General features: G+C 67.9%; 14 protein-coding genes and 5 tRNA genes. 18 read left to right on the forward strand and 1 reads right to left on the reverse strand.

What is annotated here, in order from left to right; genetic code table 11:
- Positions 1-138: 138 nt before the first annotated feature.
- Positions 139-1,947: a serine/threonine-protein kinase gene (locus tag WMF44_RS02310; RefSeq protein WP_437297487.1), complete on the reverse strand. Its 1,809-nt coding sequence runs from the start codon at positions 1,945-1,947 to the stop codon at positions 139-141.
- 590 nt (positions 1,948-2,537) lie between these two features.
- On the opposite strand from WMF44_RS02310, the gene WMF44_RS02315 reads away from it, so the two are divergent.
- The 18 genes from WMF44_RS02315 (at position 2,538) to panB (ending at position 21,645) form a co-directional block, all read left to right on the forward strand.
- Positions 2,538-2,610: transfer RNA gene (locus tag WMF44_RS02315), tRNA-Thr, on the forward strand.
- 91 nt (positions 2,611-2,701) lie between these two features.
- Positions 2,702-2,783 (forward strand) — tRNA-Tyr (locus WMF44_RS02320).
- A 74-nt stretch (positions 2,784-2,857) separates the two neighbouring features.
- Positions 2,858-2,930 (forward strand) — tRNA-Gly (locus WMF44_RS02325).
- A 16-nt stretch (positions 2,931-2,946) separates the two neighbouring features.
- Positions 2,947-3,022, forward strand: a tRNA-Thr gene (locus WMF44_RS02330).
- Between the two features lie 52 nt (positions 3,023-3,074).
- Positions 3,075-4,265, forward strand: coding sequence for an elongation factor Tu (gene tuf / locus WMF44_RS02335; RefSeq protein WP_437297488.1), 1,191 nt, complete (start codon positions 3,075-3,077; stop codon positions 4,263-4,265).
- Positions 4,266-4,274: 9 nt separating this feature from the next.
- A complete protein-coding gene (gene rpmG / locus WMF44_RS02340; RefSeq protein WP_012233038.1) occupies positions 4,275-4,445 on the forward strand; it encodes a 50S ribosomal protein L33 in 171 nt (56 codons plus the stop codon).
- Between the two features lie 29 nt (positions 4,446-4,474).
- Positions 4,475-4,547: transfer RNA gene (locus WMF44_RS02345), tRNA-Trp, on the forward strand.
- A gap of 87 nt (positions 4,548-4,634) precedes the next feature.
- Entirely contained in the window at positions 4,635-5,264 is a 630-nt protein-coding gene (gene secE / locus WMF44_RS02350; protein WP_437297489.1) for a preprotein translocase subunit SecE, read from the forward strand.
- Positions 5,265-5,294: 30 nt separating this feature from the next.
- Entirely contained in the window at positions 5,295-5,825 is a 531-nt protein-coding gene (nusG, locus tag WMF44_RS02355) for a transcription termination/antitermination protein NusG (RefSeq protein WP_012233040.1), read from the forward strand.
- Between the two features lie 117 nt (positions 5,826-5,942).
- Positions 5,943-6,386: a 50S ribosomal protein L11 gene (rplK, locus tag WMF44_RS02360; RefSeq protein ID WP_437297490.1), complete on the forward strand. Its 444-nt coding sequence runs from the start codon at positions 5,943-5,945 to the stop codon at positions 6,384-6,386.
- A 145-nt stretch (positions 6,387-6,531) separates the two neighbouring features.
- Positions 6,532-7,242 (forward strand): 50S ribosomal protein L1, encoded by a 711-nt coding sequence (gene rplA, locus WMF44_RS02365; protein WP_012233042.1) that lies wholly within the window; start codon positions 6,532-6,534, stop codon positions 7,240-7,242.
- 3 nt (positions 7,243-7,245) lie between these two features.
- Positions 7,246-7,776 (forward strand): 50S ribosomal protein L10, encoded by a 531-nt coding sequence (rplJ, locus tag WMF44_RS02370; RefSeq protein ID WP_012233043.1) that lies wholly within the window; start codon positions 7,246-7,248, stop codon positions 7,774-7,776.
- Between the two features lie 98 nt (positions 7,777-7,874).
- A complete protein-coding gene (gene rplL, locus WMF44_RS02375) occupies positions 7,875-8,261 on the forward strand; it encodes a 50S ribosomal protein L7/L12 (RefSeq protein ID WP_437297491.1) in 387 nt (128 codons plus the stop codon).
- A 366-nt stretch (positions 8,262-8,627) separates the two neighbouring features.
- Entirely contained in the window at positions 8,628-12,764 is a 4,137-nt protein-coding gene (rpoB, locus tag WMF44_RS02380; RefSeq protein ID WP_437297492.1) for a DNA-directed RNA polymerase subunit beta, read from the forward strand.
- Between the two features lie 141 nt (positions 12,765-12,905).
- Entirely contained in the window at positions 12,906-17,189 is a 4,284-nt protein-coding gene (gene rpoC / locus WMF44_RS02385; protein ID WP_437297493.1) for a DNA-directed RNA polymerase subunit beta', read from the forward strand.
- Positions 17,190-17,586: 397 nt separating this feature from the next.
- Entirely contained in the window at positions 17,587-19,839 is a 2,253-nt protein-coding gene (locus WMF44_RS02390) for an HD domain-containing phosphohydrolase (protein ID WP_437297494.1), read from the forward strand.
- Between the two features lie 21 nt (positions 19,840-19,860).
- Positions 19,861-20,490: a GNAT family N-acetyltransferase gene (locus WMF44_RS02395; RefSeq protein WP_012233048.1), complete on the forward strand. Its 630-nt coding sequence runs from the start codon at positions 19,861-19,863 to the stop codon at positions 20,488-20,490.
- 207 nt (positions 20,491-20,697) lie between these two features.
- Positions 20,698-21,645, forward strand: coding sequence for a 3-methyl-2-oxobutanoate hydroxymethyltransferase (gene panB / locus WMF44_RS02400; RefSeq protein WP_437297495.1), 948 nt, complete (start codon positions 20,698-20,700; stop codon positions 21,643-21,645).
- Positions 21,646-21,725 lie beyond the last annotated feature (80 nt).

Here is a 21,725-nt window from a genome sequence, read left to right on the forward strand (position 1 = left end):
AACAAAGCCAGGGCGCGGCGTGCAGTGAACTTTCAGAACTGTCGGGGCAGGATCTAGCACCGGTCAAAATCGGGCGTCAAGGCAAGCCTGGAACAGCCCGGACCCGCTGAACGTTGTGCCCGATCCGGCCCACCTCCTTCATCGACATTGCGCTGGCAGCTGGGACATCGCCTCGCCCGCCCCGATCCGCGCGGCGGCCAGGGCGTGGGACTTCGCCGCGCACCCCTTGGACGCGACCGCCCGCTTGGCGCTCGCGCCGATGGCGGCCCTCGCCTCGGCCTTCTTGGGGCCATCGCAGGACGCGAAGCGCTTCACCGCGAGATCCGTGTTGCCGCCGTTCGCCAGGTTGATCGCGGCCCTGCACTCCTGCTCCGCCTTCTCGTTGCCGGGCGGCGGGGCCTTGGGCCCGGTGGTCGGGGTCGGGGTCGTCGGCGTCGGCGTGTTCTTCGGGGTGTCCGGAGGCGCCTTGTCCGGGCCGGTGGGCTCGGGCGGGGGAGGCTCCAGGGTGGTCGTGGTCGTGGGCGTGCTCGTGGGCGTGCCCACGGGATCCGACGCCACGGTGACCGACGGCGCGCCCGTGGGCAGCGGGATCGCTGTTGACGTGCTCTCCTCCGTCGTGCTCCCGCCGCTCCCCTTCGTCATCATGACGATGCCCACGACGCCGAGCACCGCGACGGCCGCGACCGCGGCGAGGATCGGAGCTGCCTTGCTCTTCTGCGGCGCCGGCGGCGGCGCGGGGAACACCTGGCCGCTGCCCGTGGGCACGGCCGGGTGCGCCGGCACGACAGCCTGATCCATGACCGTCGCGGCCTGATGGGCCTGATGGTTGACGACGGTCCTCACCGGCCCCGAGCCCGTGGGCGGTCCCGCGACGAACAGCGGCTCCCCGAGCTGCGTCTGACCCGAGCGCGACGGCATCAGCGCTGTCCCGCTGGTCGGCGCCTCGCTCCCGACGAGGGTGCGCGGCGCCGCCGCGAGCACCGAGAGGCGGGCGCCCGCGCCGATCGTGAGATCCTCGTAGAACTCCCGCGCCGACTGCTGCCGGTCCTCGCGCCGCTTGCTGAGGGCCCTCATGACGGCCGCCTTCATCTTCGGCGGGGCCGCGGCGCCCATCGGCACCGCCTCGAACGGGAACGGCTGCGCCGTCATGTGCTGCGTCGCCCATGCCCACGGCGTGTCGGCGTCGAACGGCAGGCGCCCGGTGAGCATCTCGTAGGTCAGCACGCCGAGCGAGTAGACGTCGCTCCGCGCGTCGAGCTCGGTCCCCGTGAACTGCTCCGGGCTCATGTACGGCGGGGTGCCGAGCACCGTCCCCTGCTGTGTCAGCTTCTGCTCGGCCTTCGCGCTGCGCTCGTCGCGCTTCGCGATGCCGAAGTCGAGGACCTTGACGTAGTCCTCCTCGCCGGCGCGCCTGGTCAAGAAGATGTTGGCGGGCTTCAGGTCGCGGTGGACGATCCCCTTCTCATGGGCCTCCTGGAGCGACCCGCACGTCTGCGCGATGATGCGATCGACGCGCTCGGGAGAGAGCGCGCCGCCCCGCTCGAGCGCCGTCTCCAGCGACTGTCCGTTGAGGAGCTCCATCGCGATGTAGAGCTCCCCGGTGTTCGTCTGCCCGAAGTCGTACACCTTGATGGTGTTCGGGTGCTCGAGCTCGCTGACCGTGCCGCACTCCCGCATGAAGCGCGCGACCACCTGCGGATCCTTCGCGTGCTGCGAGAGGAGCGTCTTGATGGCGACCTTCCGCACCGACGTGCCCATCGGCTGCTCGCCGTTGTAGACGCGGCCCATCCCGCCCTCGCCGAGCACGCCGATGATGCGGAACCGGCCGCCGACGATGGCGCCGATGAGCGGGTCTGCGTCCACCGGCGCGACAGGGAGGAGCGCGCCGCACGTGGCGCAGAAGCGCGCCCCATCGATGTTTGGCTGATGGCAAGCGGGACATTCCATGCGATCGAACCTCTACCCCCGAAGCATGACGGAACGCGATCGTCGCCTCGGGCCGCTCCGCGGCGCGCCCGGGCGAGCGTGCGCCGCGCAGGATCGCAGCAGCCGCGAGCGGAGCGCAAGGGACCCGGGCGCGCAGCTGCGTGAGCGCCTCGCCGCCGCGCTCCGCGCGCCGCGGGAGCGTGCTCCTCGACGTCCGCACTTGAAAACCGGGAGCGCTCGAGCGAGATCGGCGCCGTCGGAGGACGCCGGTGCTCTCGAGCGCCCAGCTCGACCGCGCGGTCAGACCGCGCTCTCGCAGCCGATTCCAGCGAAACGGACGAAAACGATGCACACCGCTTGACACGTCTCTTGCAGGGGGCTAAGAGCCTCCTCCCTTCGCGGGACTCGTCTACCTTCGGAGCGACGTGAGCGGCACCAACAGCTTCACCTCGCTGCGGTCCAGCCCGGTCGGGACACTCCGAACCGTGCAGGCAGGCGGTCCAGCAGGGCCGGGAGTTGATTGCTCGCACAGAAGTGATCGGTCTTGGGACATTTCGCTAGGTCAGCACGCACGTTTCCCGGAGCCCGGGGACGGGCAGCGGGTGGATGCCGCTGGCGTAGCTCAATCGGTAGAGCACCTGCCTTGTAAGCAGGGGGTTAGGGGTTCAAGTCCCCTCGTCAGCTCCGATGCAAGGCGATGCACGGCAACAGAACGGTGGTTCGGGAGGTCAGGGCAGAGACAAAGCCGGTAAAATCTAATAAATAGAGAAAATCTGGAGGGTTGCCCGAGCGGCCAAAGGGAGCAGACTGTAAATCTGCCGGCAATGCCTACGATGGTTCGAATCCATCACCCTCCACCGGAGCGACGTCTCGCTCCGAAGGCGGTCCGACCAGGAACCAGATCCGCCGGGGTCTCTCCCGACGGAAGCCCGCGGGTGTAGCTCAGTTGGTAGAGCGTCAGCCTTCCAAGCTGAACGTCGCCGGTTCGAACCCGGTCGCCCGCTCCGTGGTCGGTCGTTTGCCCACCTAGCTCAGTTGGCAGAGCACGTCCTTGGTAAGGACGAGGTCGTCGGTTCAATCCCGATGGTGGGCTCCAGCGAGGACAGCGCAACGCAGTCGCGAACTTCATTTCGGCAGGAGACATCTCGATGGCCAAGGAGAAATTCACTCGTACGAAGCCGCACGTGAACGTGGGCACCATCGGCCACATCGACCACGGCAAGACCACGCTCACGGCGGCGCTCGTCAAGGTGCAGTCGAAGCGCAACCTGGCGAAGGCGATCTCGTACGCCGACATCGCGAAGGGCGGGACGGTCCGTGACGAGACGAAGACGGTGACCATCGCGGCGGCGCACGTCGAGTACGAGTCGGCGAACCGCCACTACGCGCACGTCGACTGCCCCGGGCACGCCGACTACATCAAGAACATGATCACCGGCGCGGCGCAGATGGACGGGGCGATCCTCGTCGTGTCGTCGCTCGACAGCGTGATGCCGCAGACGCGCGAGCACGTGCTGCTCGCCCGGCAGGTCGGCCTGAACCACATCGTCGTGTTCCTCAACAAGTGCGACGCGGTGGACGACCCGGAGATGCTCGACCTGGTCGAGATGGAGGTCCGCGAGCTCCTGTCGAAGTACAAGTTCGACGGGGACAACGCGCCGGTGGTCCGCGGCGCGTCGCTGCCCGCGCTTCAGGGCGACCCGAAGTGGGAGGAGACGATCCAGCAGCTGCTCAGCGCGCTGGACAGCTACATCCCCGAGCCGGTGCGCGACATCGACAAGCCGTTCCTGATGGCGGTCGAGGACGTGTTCTCGATCAAGGGCCGCGGCACGGTGGCCACGGGCCGCATCGAGCGCGGCGTGATCAAGGTCGGCGACGAGGTGCAGATCATCGGCTTCAAGGACACGAAGAAGTCGGTCGTGACCGGCGTCGAGATGTTCCGCAAGCTGCTCGATCAGGGGCAGGCGGGCGACAACGTCGGGTGTCTGCTCCGCGGCGTGGAGAAGGAAGAGATCGAGCGCGGCCAGGTGCTGGCGAAGCCCGGGTCGATCACGCCGCACACGAAGTTCACCGGTGAGGTGTACGTCCTCAAGAAGGAGGAGGGCGGGCGCCACACGCCGTTCTTCACCAACTACCGGCCGCAGTTCTACATCCGGACGACGGACGTGACCGGCACGGTGAACCTCCCCGAGGGGGTGAAGATGGTGATGCCGGGCGACAACATCACGATGACGATCGAGCTCATCGCCCCGGTCGCGCTGGAGGAGCAGATGCGCTTCGCCATCCGCGAGGGCGGCAAGACGGTGGGCGCCGGCGTCGTCACCAAGATCCTCGCGTAGGAGGCCGACGTGGGCGAGCAGGCCGGTGGGTGGCGTGCGGCGCGCATCGCCGTCTCACTGGCCTGCCGCGAGTGCAAGTCGCGGAACTACAAGACCACGAAGGCGCCGGACCAGGTGGTGTCGCTCAAGAAGTTCTGCAAGCAGTGCAAGAAGCACACGGTTCACGACGAGACGAAGTGAACGAGTGCTCAGGAAGGCGCAGCGATTCTAGGGGTATAGCTCAGTTGGTAGAGCAGCGGATTCCAAATCCGCAGGTCGGGAGTTCGAGCCTCTCTGCCCCTGCCGGGGGATGTGGGCGCCTCAGGGCCGCCCCTGGATCCTCACCGAGCAGGCCATTGTCTGCCGCGGGTCGGCGCGTTTGGTGTTGTTATGGCGAAGGGTCAAAAAGACAAGCCGCCGACGAAGGTCGCGGAGGACGAGGAGCCGGAAGAATCCGGACCGAGCTCGCCTGCCGAGGACTCGTCCCTCGTGGTGCGGAGCGAGGGGACGGGGGCTGCTGACGCGAAGGACGCCGAGGCGCCGAGTGCCGATGAATCGAACGACGCCGACGAGGCCGAGGACGAGGAGGTCGCGGCCGCTCAGCTCGGGTCGGAGCGCTACGTGCTCGCCGGCTTCTTCGCCGCGGGGATGCTGCTCGCCTACCTGCTCGGCAAGGTCGTCCATGGCGTCTGGGCGACCCTCGCCAACAAGGACTGGTTCAGCCGGGCGCTGCCGGCGCTCTCCGCGGTGGGTGACGACGACAAGACGACGTACGGCATGATCGTCGGCGGCGTCGTCGCGCTGGTCGTCGTGTTGCGCGCGTTCCGCAACCCCGAGCTTCGCGCCTGGAGCGACGACGTCGCCGCCGAGCTGGCGAAGGTGAAGTGGCCGACCAAGAAAGAGGTGACGAATGCGACGTTCGTCGTCATCGCGACGACCACCGTGGCGACCCTCTACCTGGCGCTGCTCGACCGCTTCTGGGCATTCGTGACCAACATCGTTTACGGCGATGGAAGCTGAAGCAGGGAGACCCTGAGGGAATCAAGCGCCATGGCCAAGAAGTGGTACGTCATCCATACCTACTCGGGATACGAGGCGAAGGTGCGCGACGCGCTCCAGCAGCGCGTGAAGCAGTACAGCCTGGAAGATCGGTTCGGCGAGATCCTCATCCCGAGCGAGACGGTCACGGAGAACCGTCCTGGCGGTAAGACCCGCGTTCGTCAGAAGCTCAGCCTGCCCGGCTACATCTTCGTGGAGATGGAGATGAACGAGCAGGTCTGGCACCTGGTCAAGGACACGCCCAAGGTGACCGGCTTCATCGGCAACCAGACGCCGCAGGAGGTCCCGATCGTTCAGATCGACAATCTCCGGCGGGGGATCGTCGAAGGGGCGGTCAAGCCGAAGCCGCGGCTCACGTTCGAGGTGGGTGAGGAGGTGCGGGTCCTCGACGGCGCCTTCGCGAACTTCACCGGCACGGTCGATGACGTGAAGATGGACAAGCAGAAGCTCAAGGTGAAGGTCAGCATCTTCGGCCGACCCACCAGCGTTGAGCTCGACTTCTCAGCCGTGGAGAAGCGCTAGCCAGGAACGGACGGCTGCAAACCTGCGGGCGAGCACCGCGCCTCCGCGGTGCTCCGCTGTTTCTCTGAATAGTAGACCGCCCGTCGGGCGGCGGTTCGATAGGGTGCGAGATTCATCATGGCGAAGAAAGTCACAGGGTACGTGAAGCTGCAGCTTCCGGCGGGCAAGGCCAACCCGTCGCCCCCCGTCGGTCCGGCGCTCGGCCAGCACGGCGTCAACATCATGGCGTTCTGCAAGGACTTCAACTCGCGGACGGCGGCGCAGGGCGACATGATCATCCCGGTGGTGATCACGGTCTACTCGGACCGCTCGTTCACGTTCATCATGAAGACGCCGCCGGCCTCCGTGCTCCTCAAGAAGGCGGCGGGGCTCGAGACGAAGAAGAAGCCGGGCGCGGGCTCCAAGGAGCCCAACAAGGTCAAGGTGGGCAAGGTCACGCAGAAGCAGCTGAAGGAGCTTGCCCAGCTCAAGATGCAGGACATGAACACGACGAACCTCGAGTCCGCGATGCGCAGCATGGCGGGCACGGCGCGCTCGATGGGCATCGACGTCGTCGACTGAGGTGGTCGTTGGCGCTCCCCGCCGCCCGGGGATGCGCCCCGCCGCGCCGGGCGCCCCGGAGGGCGTCCAGCGGGCCAGAAGCAAGACTTACCACGGTAGTTTGAGGCGCACCGTGGGAGGCGAGAGCCGTTAAGAAGGAGGGCATGTGCCGAAAGTCGCCAAGAAAAAAGTCGCAGCGCGGGCAGTCGTCGACCGCGCTCGAAAGTACACATTGCAGGAGGCGTGCGCGCTCGTGAAGCAAGCGGCGCCCGCCAAGTTCGACGAGACGGTGGACCTCGCGGTCCGGCTGGGTGTCAACCCGCGGCACGCGGACCAGATGGTCCGTGGCGCCGTCGTGCTCCCGCATGGGACGGGGCAGTCGCTCCGGGTCCTTGTCTTCGCCAAGGGCGAGAAGGCCAAGGAGGCCGAGGCGGCCGGCGCCGACTTCGTCGGCGAGGCGGATCTCGTGAACAAGGTCCAGGAAGGCTTCATGGACTTCGATCGCGTGATCGCCACCCCTGACATGATGGGTCTGGTGGGCAAGCTCGGCCGTATCCTCGGTCCGCGCGGCCTGATGCCGAACCCGAAGGTCGGGACCGTGACGTTCGACGTGAAGACGGCCGTCTCGGAGGCGAAGGCCGGCAAGGTGGAGTACCGTGTCGAGAAGGCGGGCATCGTGCACGCGCGGATCGGCAAGGTCTCCTTCGCGGAGAACGCGCTCCACGTGAACGCGGACGCGCTGATCCAGGCGCTCGTCCGGGCCAAGCCGGCGACGGCCAAGGGCATCTACCTCCGGAGCATCACGATGTCTTCGACGATGGGTCCCGGGGTTCGCATCGACCCGGTCCACTTCATCGGCAAGACGGAGGAGGCGTAGCCCATGGAACGGTCCCAGAAGGAAGTGCTGATCGGCTCCGTCCGGCAGAAGTTCGAGCGGATGTCTTCCGCGGTCTTCCTGGACTTCAAGGGGATGAACGTCGAGGCGGTCACCAAGCTTCGCGATGAGTTCCGGAAGTCCGGCGTGGAGTATCGGGTCGTGAAGAACACGCTCGTCCGCCACGCCATCAAGGAGCACCCCTGGGCGAAGACCCTCTCGAAGAGCCTGACCGGCATGACCGGCGTGGCCTGGAGCTACGAGGATCCGAGCGCAGCGGCCAAGGTCGTCAAGGCGTTCCGCAAGGACAACCAGAAGCTGCAGATCAAGGCGGGGCTCATCGAGGGGCAGATCCTCTCGGGGGACGCCGTCGAGACGCAGCTCGCGACGATGCCCGGCAAGGATGAGCTTCGTGCCACGCTGCTCGCGACGCTGCAGGCGCCGCTCCAGCAGTTCGTGCAGCAGCTCAACGCGCCTCTCCAGAATTTCGCCTATCTCCTGAAGGCGAAGGAAGAGGAAGCGGGCAAGCAGGCCTGAGAGGGTGCTTTCGTATCAATTGGGCCTTGCGCCCGTCTGGTTTTGGTTTACATGGCCCCCTCCCCGGGGCGCGCAGAAGAGTTTGAAGGAGTCTTGCAATGGCTGAGATCACGCGCGAGCAGGTCGTCGATTACCTCTCCAACCTCCCTGTCATCCAGATCGCCGAGCTCATCAAGGACCTCGAGAACAAGTGGGGCGTCAAGGCTGCCCCCGCGGCCGTCGCCGTCGCTGCCGGCCCCGCGGCCGCCGCTCCGGCCGAGAAGGCCCCGGAGCAGACCGAGTTCGACGTCATCCTCGCGAACGCGGGCAGCAACAAGATCGGCGTCATCAAGGCGATCCGCGAGATCACCGGTCTGGGCCTGAAGGAGGCGAAGGACCTGGTCGAGGCCGCGCCGAAGACCGTCAAGGAGCAGGTTTCCAAGGCGGACGCGGAGGAGATGAAGAAGAAGCTCGTCGAGGCAGGTGCTACCGTCGAGCTCAAGTAACGATCACCGCTCCCTGCAAGGGAAATCGGGATCCGCCGGCGGACGGCGGCAGGGGCGGTCGTCCCTGCCGCACGTCCCGCTTTTGTCTGATGAACGGGACCGCGTTTGCGGGCCCTCGCGCAACGCTGAAGAGGGCCGCGAGTACGGGTCCTCGGTCAATCCTGAAGAGGACCGCGGGTGCGGGTCCTCGGCCAACGTCGGAGCTCAATGGGTCGCCACGCGGTCCGCTCTGCCCCCACAACCAAGATGTTTTGGGTCCTCATTCCCTGGGGACGCTCGCTCGCCATTCGTGCGTAGCTTCGTGTTCGTTGCTCGGTTCGAGCCGTGCGCCCGCCCCGCACTGCTCGTGTGAGCCGGAGGAAATCGATGCCGTCGGTCGTCCAATCCAACTTCCGCGTCCGTAAGAACCTGGGTCGCGTTCGTCGCATCATCGACGTCCCCAACCTGATCGACATCCAGAAGTCGAGCTACGACAAATTCCTCCAGATGAGCGTTCCGCCGAACGAGCGGGAGGAGGTCGGGCTGCAGGCGGTGTTCCGCTCGGTCTTCCCGATCAAAGACTTCAACGGCACGAGCGAGCTCGTCTTCGTCTCGTACAACCTCGAGCCGCCGAAGTACGACGTCGATGAGTGCCGCCAGCGCGGCATGACCTACTCGGCGCCGATCAAGGTCACGAACCAGCTGATGATCTACGACACCCGCGACGGCGGGGAGCGGATCGTGCGCGACATCAAGGAGCAGGAGGTCTACTTCGGCGAGCTCCCGCTGATGACCGAGACGGGCACGTTCATCATCAACGGCACCGAGCGCGTCGTCGTCAGCCAGCTGCACCGGAGCCCCGGCGTCTTCTTCGATCACGACAAGGGCAAGACGCACTCGAGCGGCAAGCTGCTCTACTCCGCGCGCGTGATCCCGTACCGCGGCTCGTGGCTCGACTTCGAGTTTGACCCGAAGGACATCATCTATGTTCGCATCGATCGCCGGCGGAAGATGCACGCGACGGTGCTGCTGCGCGCGCTCGGGTACTCGACGCAGGACCTGCTGAACTACTTCTACTCGACCGAGACCGTGTACCTCGAGAAGGGTGGCAAGTACGCGAAGAGCATCGAGTACGATCTCCTGGCCGGCCAGCGGACGACGCGCGACATCAAGATCGGCAACGACGTCATCGTCAAGAAGAACACCAAGTTCACCCGCGCCGCCATCCGGAAGATGAAGGAGGCGAAGCTCGAGCGGCTCAGCCTCGAGCCGGAGGAGCTCGTCGGGAAGGTCGCGGCGCACGACATCGTCGACCCGGAGACCGGCGAGGTCGTGGTCGAGGTGAACGAGGAGCTCACCGAGGCGAAGCTCGAGCGGCTGCGCGACGCGAACATCGAGCAGTTCCGCATCCTCTTCATCGACGGCCTGAACGTCGGCTCGTACCTCCGCGACACGCTGCTCACCGACAAGGTGAAGACGATGGAGGACTCGATCCTGGAGATCTACCGGCGGCTGCGGCCGGGCGATCCGCCGACGCTCGAGACCGCCAAGACCCTGTTCCACAACCTGTTCTTCAACGCCGAGCGTTATGACCTGTCGAAGGTCGGCCGGCTGAAGCTGAACTACAAGTTCTACCGGGATGTCCCCGAGGACGAGCGGCCGGGGCTCGACCTCACGGTGCTCACGCCGCAGGACATCCTGGAGACCGTGCGTCACCTGATCGAGCTCAAGAACGGGCGCGGCTCGGTCGACGACATCGACCACCTCGGCAACCGCCGCGTGCGCGCGGTCGGCGAGCTGATGGAGAACCAGTACCGCATCGGCCTCGTCCGCATGGAGCGCGCGATCAAGGAGCGCATGAGCATGTCGCAGGAGATCGACACGCTCATGCCCCACGATCTGATCAACGCGAAGCCGGTCAGCGCGGTCGTGAAGGAGTACTTCGGGAGCTCCCAGCTCTCGCAGTTCATGGACCAGACCAACCCGCTCTCGGAGGTCACCCACAAGCGCCGCCTCTCGGCGCTCGGCCCGGGCGGCCTGACCCGCGAGCGCGCCGGGTTCGAGGTGCGCGACGTCCACGCGACCCACTACGGCCGTATCTGCCCCATCGAGACGCCGGAAGGTCCGAACATCGGCCTCATCGCCTCGCTGTCGACGTTCGCCCGCGTGAACGAGTTCGGGTTCGTCGAGACGCCGTACCGGAAGGTCGAGAACGGCCGGGTGACGGAGGACGTGATCTGGCTCTCCGCGCTCGAAGAGGAGGGCAAGTACATCGCGCAGGCGACCGTGAACCTCGACGAGGGCGGCCGCTTCAAGGAGTCGCTGGTCTCGGCCCGCTACAACGGCGAGTTCAAGATCGTCACGCCCGAGATGGTCGAGCTGATGGACGTCGCGCCGAACCAGATGGTGTCGGTCGCCGCCGCGCTCGTGCCGTTCCTCGAGCACGACGACGCGAACCGCGCGCTCATGGGCGCCAACATGCAGCGTCAGGCCGTGCCCCTCGTCGTGTCGCACGCGCCCCTCGTCGGCACCGGCATGGAGGAGCGGCTCGCCCGCGACTCCGGCGTCTGCGTCATCGCGCGGCGCCCCGGGGTCGTCGAGAGCGTCGACGCGACGCGCATCGTCGTCCGCGCCGAGGGCGAGGGCGCCGAGGTGCCCGATATCTACCACCTCATGAAGTTCCAGCGCTCGAACCAGTCGACCTGCTACACGCAGAAGCCGGTCGTCAGGACGGGCGAGGTGGTGAAGAAGGGCGACGTGCTCGCCGACGGCCCGTCGACGGACATGGGCGAGCTCGCGCTCGGCCAGAACGTGCTCGTCGCGTTCATGCCGTGGCAGGGCTACAACTTCGAGGACTCGATCCTTGTCTCGGAGCGCATCGCCAAGGACGACGTGTTCACCTCGATCCACATCGAGGAGTTTGAGTGCGTCGCCCGCGACACGAAGCTCGGCAAGGAGGAGATCACCCGCGACATCCCGAACGTCGGCGAGGAGGCCCTCAAGGACCTCGACGACTCCGGCATCGTGCGCATCGGGGCCGAGGTGCGGCCGGGCGACATCCTGGTCGGCAAGATCACGCCGAAGGGCGAGACCCAGCTCTCGCCCGAGGAGAAGCTGCTCCGCGCGATCTTCGGCGAGAAGGCCGGCGACGTCCGCGACAGCTCGCTCAAGGTGCCGCCCGGCGTCGGCGGGATTGTCATCAACGCCCGCGTGTTCTCGCGCAAGGGGACCGAGAAGGACGACCGCGCGCGGGACATCGAGGATCAGGAGCGGGCCAGGATCGAGCGGACGCGCGACGAGGAGATCAAGATCCTCCGCGACTCGTTCTTCCGCCGCATCCGCGAGCTCCTCCTCGGCAAGGAGGCGACAGGCAAGCTCGTCGACGACAAGGGCAAGGTGCTCTTCCAGAAGGGCGCCATCATCGACGAGCCCTCGCTCGCCGAGATCCCCCGCAAGTACTGGGGGGAGATCCCCGTGGACGACGCCGAGCGGGTCCAGCAGATCCTGCGCGACCTCGAGGAGCTCGTCCGCACGCGCGAGGAGCACTTCCGCGACAAAATCGATCGCCTCTCCAAGGGCGACGAGCTGCCGCCGGGCGTCATCAAGATGGTGAAGGTCTATATCGCCATCAAGCGCAAGCTCCAGGTCGGCGACAAGATGGCGGGCCGCCACGGCAACAAGGGTGTCATCAGCCGCATCCTCCCCGAGGAGGACATGCCGTATCTGCAGGACGGCAGGCCGGTCGATCTCGTGCTGAACCCGCTCGGCGTGCCGAGCCGCATGAACGTCGGTCAGATCCTCGAGATCCACCTCGGATGGGGCGCCTTCGAGCTCGGCAACCAGCTGACGCAGATGATCGAGCAGCAGCGGGCGAGCGCCGAGATCAAGGAGCACCTGAAGGCCATCTACGCGGGCGACGAGACGATGAACGGCTTCTTCGACGACCTCGACGACGGCGACGTCAAGCGCTTCGTCAAGACGGTCGATGAGGGCGTGTTCATGGGATCGCCGGTGTTCGACGGCGCGCACGAGTCGGACATCAAGGGCGCCCTCGATCTCGCGGGTCTCCCGACCTCGGGCCAGGCGATCCTCTTCGACGGGCGCACGGGCGACGCGTTCGATCAGAACGTCACGGTGGGCATCATGTACATGCTGAAGCTCCACCACCTGGTCGACGACAAGATCCACGCTCGCTCGATCGGGCCCTACTCGCTCGTCACGCAGCAGCCCCTCGGCGGCAAGGCGCAGTTCGGCGGGCAGCGGCTCGGCGAGATGGAGGTCTGGGCGATGGAGGCCTACGGCGCGGCCTACGCGCTGCAGGAGTTCCTCACCGTGAAGAGCGACGACGTGATGGGCCGCACCCGGATGTACGAGGCCATCGTGAAGGGGGACTACACCCTGGAGGCGGGGCTGCCGGAGAGCTTCAACGTGCTCATCAAGGAGCTCCAGTCGCTGTGCCTCAACGTCGAGCTGGTCGAGACGAGCGCAGGGGTGGAGGCGTCGGCCGCGGAGGAAGAGGAGTGATGCAGTTCGTCACGTCACGAGCGCCGCGCGCCTTCTCGGTGACGGCAGGGGAGGCGCGCCGCGCGGGCGGCGCGCTCCCGAACGCTCAAGCAGTGGGCGCGGACAGGTTCATCGGTTTCGTTTCTGTCTCCGGAGGTCTCCATGCGTGACATCTTCAGCTTCTTCGAGAAGCCCAAGGACCCGCTGTCGTTCAGCGCCATCCGCATCTCGCTCGCGAGCCCGGAGAAGATCCGCGAGTGGTCGCACGGCGAGGTGAAGAAGCCGGAGACCATCAACTACCGGACGTTCAAGCCGGAGCGCGATGGTCTGTTCTGCGCCAAGATCTTCGGGCCTGTGAAGGACTACGAGTGCAACTGCGGCAAGTACAAGCGCATGAAGCACCGTGGCATCGTGTGCGAGAAGTGCGGCGTCGAGGTCATCCAGTCGAAGGTCCGGCGCGAGCGGCTCGGGCACATCTCGCTCGCCACGCCGGTCGCCCACATCTGGTTCCTGAAGAGCCTGCCGTCGCGCATCGGCAACATGCTCGACATCACGCTCAAGGACCTGGAGAAGGTGCTCTATTGCGAGGCGTACATCGTCATCGATCCCAAGGAGACTGGCCTCATGCGGGGCGATCTCCTGAGCGAGGAGCGGTATCTGCAGCTCCTCGACGAGTACGGTGACGACAAGTTCAGCGCCGGGATGGGCGGCGAGGCGATCCTCGAGATGCTCAAGCAGGTCGACGTCCACGGCCTGGCGGAGCTGCTCAGGACGGAGATGCGCGCCGCGACCAGCGAGGCCAAGCGGAAGAAGCTCGCGAAGCGGCTCAAGGTCGTCGAGGCGTTCCGTGAGAGCGGCAACCGGCCCGAGTGGATGATGCTGACCGTGATCCCGGTGCTCCCGCCGGATCTGCGCCCGCTCGTCCCCTTGGACGGCGGCCGCTTCGCGACCAGCGATCTCAACGACCTCTACCGCCGCGTCATCAACCGCAACAACCGCCTGAAGCGGCTCCTCGAGCTGAACGCGCCGGAGATCATCATCCGGAACGAGCGCCGGATGCTGCAGGAGGCGGTCGACGCGCTGTTCGACAACGGCCGCCGCGGCAAGACGATCACCGGCCCGAACAAGCGCCCGCTCAAGTCGCTCTCCGACATGCTGAAGGGCAAGCAGGGCCGGTTCCGCCAGAACCTGCTCGGCAAGCGCGTCGACTACTCGGGCCGCTCCGTCATCGTCGTGGGCCCGACGCTGCGCCTGCACCAGTGCGGCCTGCCGAAGAAGATGGCGCTCGAGCTCTTCAAGCCGTTCATCTACAACAAGCTGGAAGAGCGCGGCTACGTCAACACCATCAAGAGCGCCAAGAAGATGGTGGAGAAGGAGCGCCCGGAGGTCTGGGACATCCTCGAGGAGGTCATCAGCGAGCACCCGGTGCTCCTGAACCGCGCCCCGACGCTCCACCGCCTCGGCATCCAGGCGTTCGAGCCCGTCCTCATCGAGGGCAAGGCGATCCAGCTGCACCCGCTGGTCTGCGCGGCGTTCAACGCCGACTTCGACGGCGACCAGATGGCGGTCCACGTGCCGCTGTCGGTCGAGGCGCAGATGGAGGCGCGCGTGCTCATGATGAGCACGAACAACATCCTCTCGCCCGCGAGCGGCAAGCCGATCATCAACCCGACGCAGGACATCGTGCTCGGGCTCTACTACGCGACCCGCGAGCGGAAGTTCGAGAAGGGGTCGTACCGCGCGGACACCCTCGCCTTCGGCGAGGACGGCGTGGCGCAGGGCTACCTGCGGGGCGTCTACGCCTCCCTCGAGGAGGTGCGGATGGCGTACGACAACGGCGAGGTCGCGCTGCACGCCGGCGTCCGCGTCCGCGTCCCGATCATCGACGACGAGGGCAACCCGCAGCTCGACGAGTTCGGCCACGTGAAGCGCCGCATCGTCGAGACCACGGTGGGCCGCGTCATCATCTCCGAGGTCCTCCCGAAGGGGGTCGCGTTCGAGTACGCGAACAAGACCCTCGACAAGAAGGCGCTCTCGGCGCTCATCGACGTCTGCTACCGCATCCACCGCAACAAGGAGACCGTCCTCCTCGCGGATCGGCTCCGCACGCTCGGCTTCGACCACGCGATGCGGGCGGGTATCTCGATCTGCATGGATCACATGGTGATCCCGCCGGCCAAGAAGGTGCTCCTCGGCGAGGCGCAGAAGGAGGTCGAGCGCGTCGTCGAGCAGTACCAGGAGGGGCTCATCACCGACGGCGAGCGGTACAACAAGATCGTCGATATCTGGGCGAGCATCGCCGACCAGGTCACGACCGAGATGATGGCCGGCATCGGCAAGGAGACGGTCGTCGACCACGAGACGGGCAAGGAGTCGATCGAGCCGAGCTTCAACCCGATCTACATCATGGCCGACTCCGGCGCGCGCGGCTCCACGCAGCAGATCCGGCAGCTGGCCGCGATGCGCGGCCTGATGGCCAAGCCGTCCGGCGAGATCATCGAGACGCCGATCACCGCGAACTTCCGCGAGGGTCTCAGCGTGCTCCAGTACTTCATCTCGACGCACGGCGCCCGGAAGGGGCTCGCCGACACGGCGCTCAAGACGGCGAACTCGGGGTACCTCACCCGGCGGCTCGTCGACGTGGCGCAGGACGCGGTCATCTCCGAGTTCGACTGCGGCACGCTCGACGGCATCCGCGTGGCGAAGCTCGAGGAGGCCGGCGAGGTCATCCAGCCGCTCGGCGACCGTATCCTCGGCCGCGTCGCGCTGGAGGACGTCGTCGACCCGCTCACCGGCGAGGTGCTCATCACGGCGAACACCGAGCTCGACGAGCAGGCGGTGCGGTCCATCGAGGACGCCGGCATCGAGGAGGTCGTCATCCGCTCGGTGCTCACGTGCCAGCTCCGCCGCGGGGTCTGCGCGCTGTGCTACGGGCGCGACCTCGCGCGCGGCTACCGGGTCAACATCGGCGAGGCGGTGGGCATCATCGCCGCCCAGTCGATCGGCGAGCCGGGTACGCAGCTCACGATGCGCACCTTCCACATCGGCGGCACCGCGGCGCGCGGCAAGATCGAGGCGAGCTACCTCGAGGCCCGCACCGAGGGCACCGTCCGCCTCCGCCGCGCGGTCGTCCAGAAGAAGAAGGACGGCACCATGGTGGTCATGAACCGCCACGGCGAGATCGTGGTCGTCGACGAGACGGGGCGCGAGCGCGAGCACAACCGCCTCGTCTACGGCGCCATCCTCAAGAAGGCCGACGGCGAGCGCACCAAGCCCGGCGAGCTGCTCGCCGAGTGGGACCAGTTCGCGACGCCGATCCTCACCGAGGTCTCCGGCGTGGTGAAGTTCGGCGACCTCATCGAGGGCGTCAGCGTGCAGGATCGCCTCGACGAGGTGACGGGCCTCTCGCGAAAGGTCGTCATCGAGTCGAAGGCGGCCGACGTCCGCCCGCGCATCTCGCTGAAGGACCCGGAGTCGGGCAGGACGCTGAAGCTCCCGAACAGCGAGCTCGAGGCGCGCTACCTGCTCCCTGTCGGCGCCCACATCGTCGCGCAGGAGGGGGATCTCATCGAGGCCGGCGAGGTCATCGCCAAGATCCCGCGCGACACGACGAAGGTGCAGGACATCACCGGCGGTCTGCCCCGCGTCGCCGAGCTGTTCGAGGCCCGAAAGCCGAAGGATCACGCGATCATCAGCGAGATCGACGGCGAGGTCACGTTCGGCAAGGACACGAAGGGCAAGCGGAAGGTCATCATCACGCCGTACTCGCCGGACGGGCACGCGCTCGGCGATCAGGCGCGCGAGTACCTGATCCCGAAGGGCAAGCACATCCAGGTGCAGCCGGGTGACCGGGTGCGCGCGGGCGACCCCCTCCAGGACGGCCCGCCGAACCCGCACGACATCCTCCGGGTGAAGGGCGAGAAGGAGCTGTCGGCCTGGCTCGTGAACGAGATCCAGCAGGTGTACCGGCTCCAGGGCGTCGGCATCAACGACAAGCACATCGAGGTCATCGTCCGGCAGATGCTCCGGCGGGTCCGGGTGCGCGAGGTCGGCGACACGAACTTCCTGGTGGACGAGCAGGTCGAGAAGCACATCTTCGAGAAGGAGAACGAGACCGTGCTTGAGCGCGGCGGCAAGCCCGCCATCGCCGAGGCGCTCCTCCTCGGCATCACCAAGGCCAGCCTGTCGACCGAGTCGTTCATCAGCGCCTCGTCGTTCCAGGAGACGACCAAGGTGCTCACCGAGGCCGCGATCAACGGCAAGACGGACGATCTCCGCGGTCTCAAGGAGAACGTCATCATGGGCCGCCTGATCCCGGCCGGGACGGGGCTGCCCGCCTACAAGCGCCTCCAGGTCGTGGTCGAGGGCGAGCCGGTGGCGCAAGCGCCGTACGTCGCCCCCCGGCCGCGTCCCGAGGAGACGCTCACGGCCGTGAACGAGGAGTAGCCGGCCTGCCGGCGCGCCCAGGGCGGGATCCAACCCCGACCCCGGGCGCGCCGCCCATCTCCCGAAGCGCGCTCGCAGCGCTCGGGAGGCGTTTTGCCCTTCGCTCTCCCGCTGACCAGCCTGGCGAGCCGCGCCGGACGTGGCGCGCGCGCCTACCCGGAGCCAGTCTTCACTTCCACGTCGCAGCGTATCGGGTCGAGCGGGCATCGCCAGCCAACCGGCGTCGGCTGGAATGCTCACAGGGCTCGCGCGCCGCGCCGAGCTCTGCTCTCATTCCTCGAGCGCACCCCATGGCTGCATACGCCGCGAGCGGCTGGCCAGCTCTCCCCGCGTGCTCCCGTTCCGCGAGGGTTCTTGGGCGCGCCACCTCCAATTTCTGGGTAGAATCAGGGTTTCGATGGCTTCCGTTCAAGGATTGAACCAGCGGATTGCCGATCGCCTCGTCCTCGAGGGGCGCATCACCCCGGACGATCACCGTCGTGCGGTGGAGTACGCGATGCGTACGCGCGGGCGTATCGAGGACGCCATCATCGAGCTCGACATCGTCAACGAGGCCGAGCTCCTGAAGTTCATCGCGACCGTCCACAACACCCGCTTCGTCTCGACCGAGAAGCTCTCGAAGGCGATCATCGAGCCCCGCGTGCTCGCCAAGGTCTCGGCGATCACCGCGACGTTGCACGGCGTCTTCCCGGTGCTGCTCGACGATCGGAACACGACGCTCTCGGTCGCGACGGCGGATCCCGACAACGACGTCGCGCTGCACGAGATCCGGCTCGCCGCGGGCGTGCGGGACGTACGCGCCATCGTCGCCAGGCCGGCGGCGGTCCGCGCGGCCATCGCGTACCACTACCGGGGCGACACGACCGCGTTCAGCTCGCTGCTGCGCCCGGTCAACTCGTTCGACGAGATCCTCTACACCAACAGCAATAACCCCTTCGAGCGCGCATCGATGACGCACGAGCGCGCGTCGATGACGCACGAGCGCGCGTCGATGACGCACGTGCCGGCGGTGGCCCCGCAGCCGGCGCACGGGCAGACGATGCACGGGCAGACGATGCACGGACTGCCGGCGCACGCGGCGCCCGCGCAGGCGGCGCCGATGCACCCGCAGGCGATGCACGTGCAGCCGGCGCACGCGGCGCCCGCGCAGGCGGCGCCGGTGCCCGCGGCGCTCGTCACGGCGCCGCAGGTGCCCGCGGTGATGCGGGCGCCCTCCGCGCCGCCCCGCGTGGCCCCGGCCGGGCCCCCGCCGACGCCGGTGCCCCCGTCGCCGCCCCCCCAGCAGCACGTCGCTCCCGCGCCGATCTCCGCGCCGGTCGCCGCGGCGCCGCCCCCCCCGCCGCCGCACCCGACGACGACCCACGCGTACGTCGAGACGCTCAACGTCCTCGTGAGCCTGCTCGAGAACGCGCGGCAGGATCTCCGCGGCCACTCCTCCACGGTCGCCCGCATCGTGCGCAAGCTCTGCGAGCGCATCGGCCTGCCGCCGACGACGGTCGCGAGCTACGTGGCCTCGGCCTACCTGCACGACCTCGGCAAGAACGGCCCGTACCACCTCACCGCGCTCAACGTCGCCGAGTACGAGGGGCACCGGCTCGCCGCGACGAAGAGCGTCGATCTTCCGGCGCACCTCATGGAGTCGGTGGGGCTGCCGCAGGAGGTCGTCTCGGCGATCAGCATGATGTACGAGCGCTACGACGGCAGCGGCTTCCCCGACGGCCTGTCCGGCAAGGAGATCCCGCTCGGCGCGCGCATCCTCGCGGTCGCGGACACCTACGCCGATCTCACGCAGAACCCGCGCAACCCGTACCGCAAGGCGCTCCGCCCGCCGGAGGCCTGCGACGTGCTCGCCCAGTACCGCGCCACCATCTTCGATCCGAACATCGTCGATCTCTTCCGCCAGGTCATGACGGGCGACGACATGCGCGCGAAGCTGCTCTCCGATCGGCACCAGGCGCTCATCGTCGACCCGGATCCCGAGGAGACGACGGTGCTCGAGCTGCGCCTGCTCGAGCAGGGCTTCGAGGTCTCGATCGCGCGCAACGTGGCGCAGGCGCGCCGCGAGCTCGAGACGAAGGACATCGAGGTGGTCGTCAGCGAGATCGACCTCGAGGAGCCCGACGCCGGCCTCGCGCTCCGCTCCGACGCGCTGAAGCTCGGCTTCGGTCGCGACAAGACGTGGGTCATCCTCACCGCGAAGACGGACCGGCAGACCGCCCAGCGCGCCTTCGATCTCGGCGTCGACGACTTCGTCTCGAAGCCGGCGTCGACCGACGTCATGGCCGCCAAGCTCCGCCAGCTCATCGAGCGGCGCTCCACGACCACCGTCCCCCGCGGCGTATCCGGCTCGCTCGCCGAGATGGGCCTGCCGGACATGATCCAGATCCTCTGGCACGGCCGGAAGACGTGCGCGCTCAAGATCCAGGCGAACTCCATGGCCGGCGAGATCCACTTCGCCGATGGGCAGGTCGTCCATGCGCTCTGGGCCGGCGCGCAGGGCGAGGACGCGTTCTACCGGATGCTCACGCTCCGGGAGGGCGACTTCCGCCTCGACCCGAGCTTCTCGCCCAGCACCCGCAGCATCACCGCGTCACCCGAGGCGCTGCTCCTCGAAGGGATGCGGCGCCTCGACGAAGGGACCTTGTCCTAGGCGCGCCGCGCTGGAGGCCGCTTGAAGAGCCCCGTCTGCATCGAGACCCCGCGGCTGCGCCTCTTCATCGCTCCCGTCGAGCTCGCTGGCCGCTACCTCGCCTATTTCGAGCGCAACCGCGACCACCTGGCGCGGTGGGATCCGCCGCGCCCCGAGGGCTTCTACACCGAGGCGTTCTGGCGCGAGCGCCTCCTCCGCGACCACGAGGACTTCGCCGCGGATCGCGCGCTCCGGCTCGCGCTGCAGTGGCGCGGCGCCCCCGGCGGCGAGGTGATCGGGGTCTGCAACTTCACGCAGTTCGTCCGCGGCGCCTTCCAGGCCGCGACCCTCGGCTACTCGCTCGACCAGCGCGCCGTGGGCTCGGGCCTGATGTTCGAGGCGATCGAGGCGGCGATCGCGTACATGTTCGACACGCTCGGCTTCCACCGGGTGATGGCGAACTACCTGCCGCACAACGAGCGCAGCGGCCGGCTGCTCCGGCGCCTCGGCTTCGCCGTCGAGGGGTACGCGCGCGATTACCTGTTCATCGATGGCGCGTGGCGCGACCACGTCCTCACCGCGCTGACCAACCCGAGGCCAGCGCCTCCGGGCGGCTCGCGAACGACGGGGGCAGCGCACCCCGTCCGCGGCGCCGGCCCCCGCCACGGTTGATCCGGCCGCTCCCGTGATCGCGCCGCCGCGCGGCGTCCTGGCTGCACGCCCCTGCCGGCCGGCGACCGGCCGGCAACCCGTCGAGAACGCTGAAGATTGCGGCTGACCGGCCCGCGACCCCCGCGCGCCGCGTCTTGCCCCGCAGCGGGCGCCGCCCTAGCTTGTCCCGAGGCGTGGACCGCGAGTGCGGCCGCGACCCGGAGGCACATGTACGGTCCGCAAGGCAACGGTGGCGGCAGCGCACGCAGGCCAGCGCAGCGCTCGACGAAGGTCACGGTCCCCGAGATCCGCTCCCGCAAAGGGGTCTCGCCGATCGCGATGGTGACGGCGTACGACTTCACGATGGCGCGGCTGCTCGACGAGGGCGGCGCCGATCTGCTGCTCGTCGGGGATTCGCTGGGGATGGTCGTGCAGGGGCACACGACGACGCTCCCCGTGACGGTCGAGGAGATCTGTTACCACGGGCGCGCGGTGGCGCGCGGCGCGCGGCGGGCCCACGTCGTGGGCGACATGCCGTTCATGAGCTTCCAGCTCTCTCCGATGCACGCGCTCGAGAACGCCGGGCGCATGATGAAGGAGGGCAGCTTCGAGAGCATCAAGCTCGAGGGCGGCGAGGAGATCGCCGAGCACGTGCGCCGGATCGTCGCCGCGGGCATCCCGGTGATGGGTCACCTCGGGCTCACGCCGCAGTCGGTGCACGCGATGGGCGGCTTCAAGGTGCAGGGCAAGGGCGACGAGGCGGCCGAGCGCCTCATCGCCGACGCGCGCGTCCTCGACGAGGCGGGCGTCTACGCGATCGTGCTCGAGGCCATCCCGCCGGATCTCGCGCAGGAGGTGACGGCCGCGGTCTCCGTCCCGACGATCGGGATCGGCGCCGGGGCCGGCTGCGACGGGCAGGTGCTCGTCTGTTACGACCTGCTCGGGATGTTCCGCGAGCTGACGCCGAAGTTCGCGAAGCGCTTCGCCGAGGTCGGCGATCAGATCGTGGAGGCGACGCGCGCCTACGTGGACGAGGTGCAGTCGCGCACGTTCCCCGCTGCAGAGCACAGCTTCAAGCCGAACGGGCCTCGCCGGGCCGCCACCGTGCCCGCCGCGCCGGCCAAGCCCGAGTTCGCGCCGGCGGACGAGATCCCCCCGCACTGGCAGACGCACTGAGCGACGTAGCGCGGTGCGGCGCGGTGCGGTCGGTTGACTCGACTCGACGCCGGCTGCTCCGCGCCGGCAGGCGTGCGCTC

It is taken from the genome of Sorangium sp. So ce426, assembly GCF_051475585.1.
Lineage (GTDB): Bacteria > Myxococcota_A > Polyangia > Polyangiales > Polyangiaceae > Sorangium > Sorangium cellulosum_B.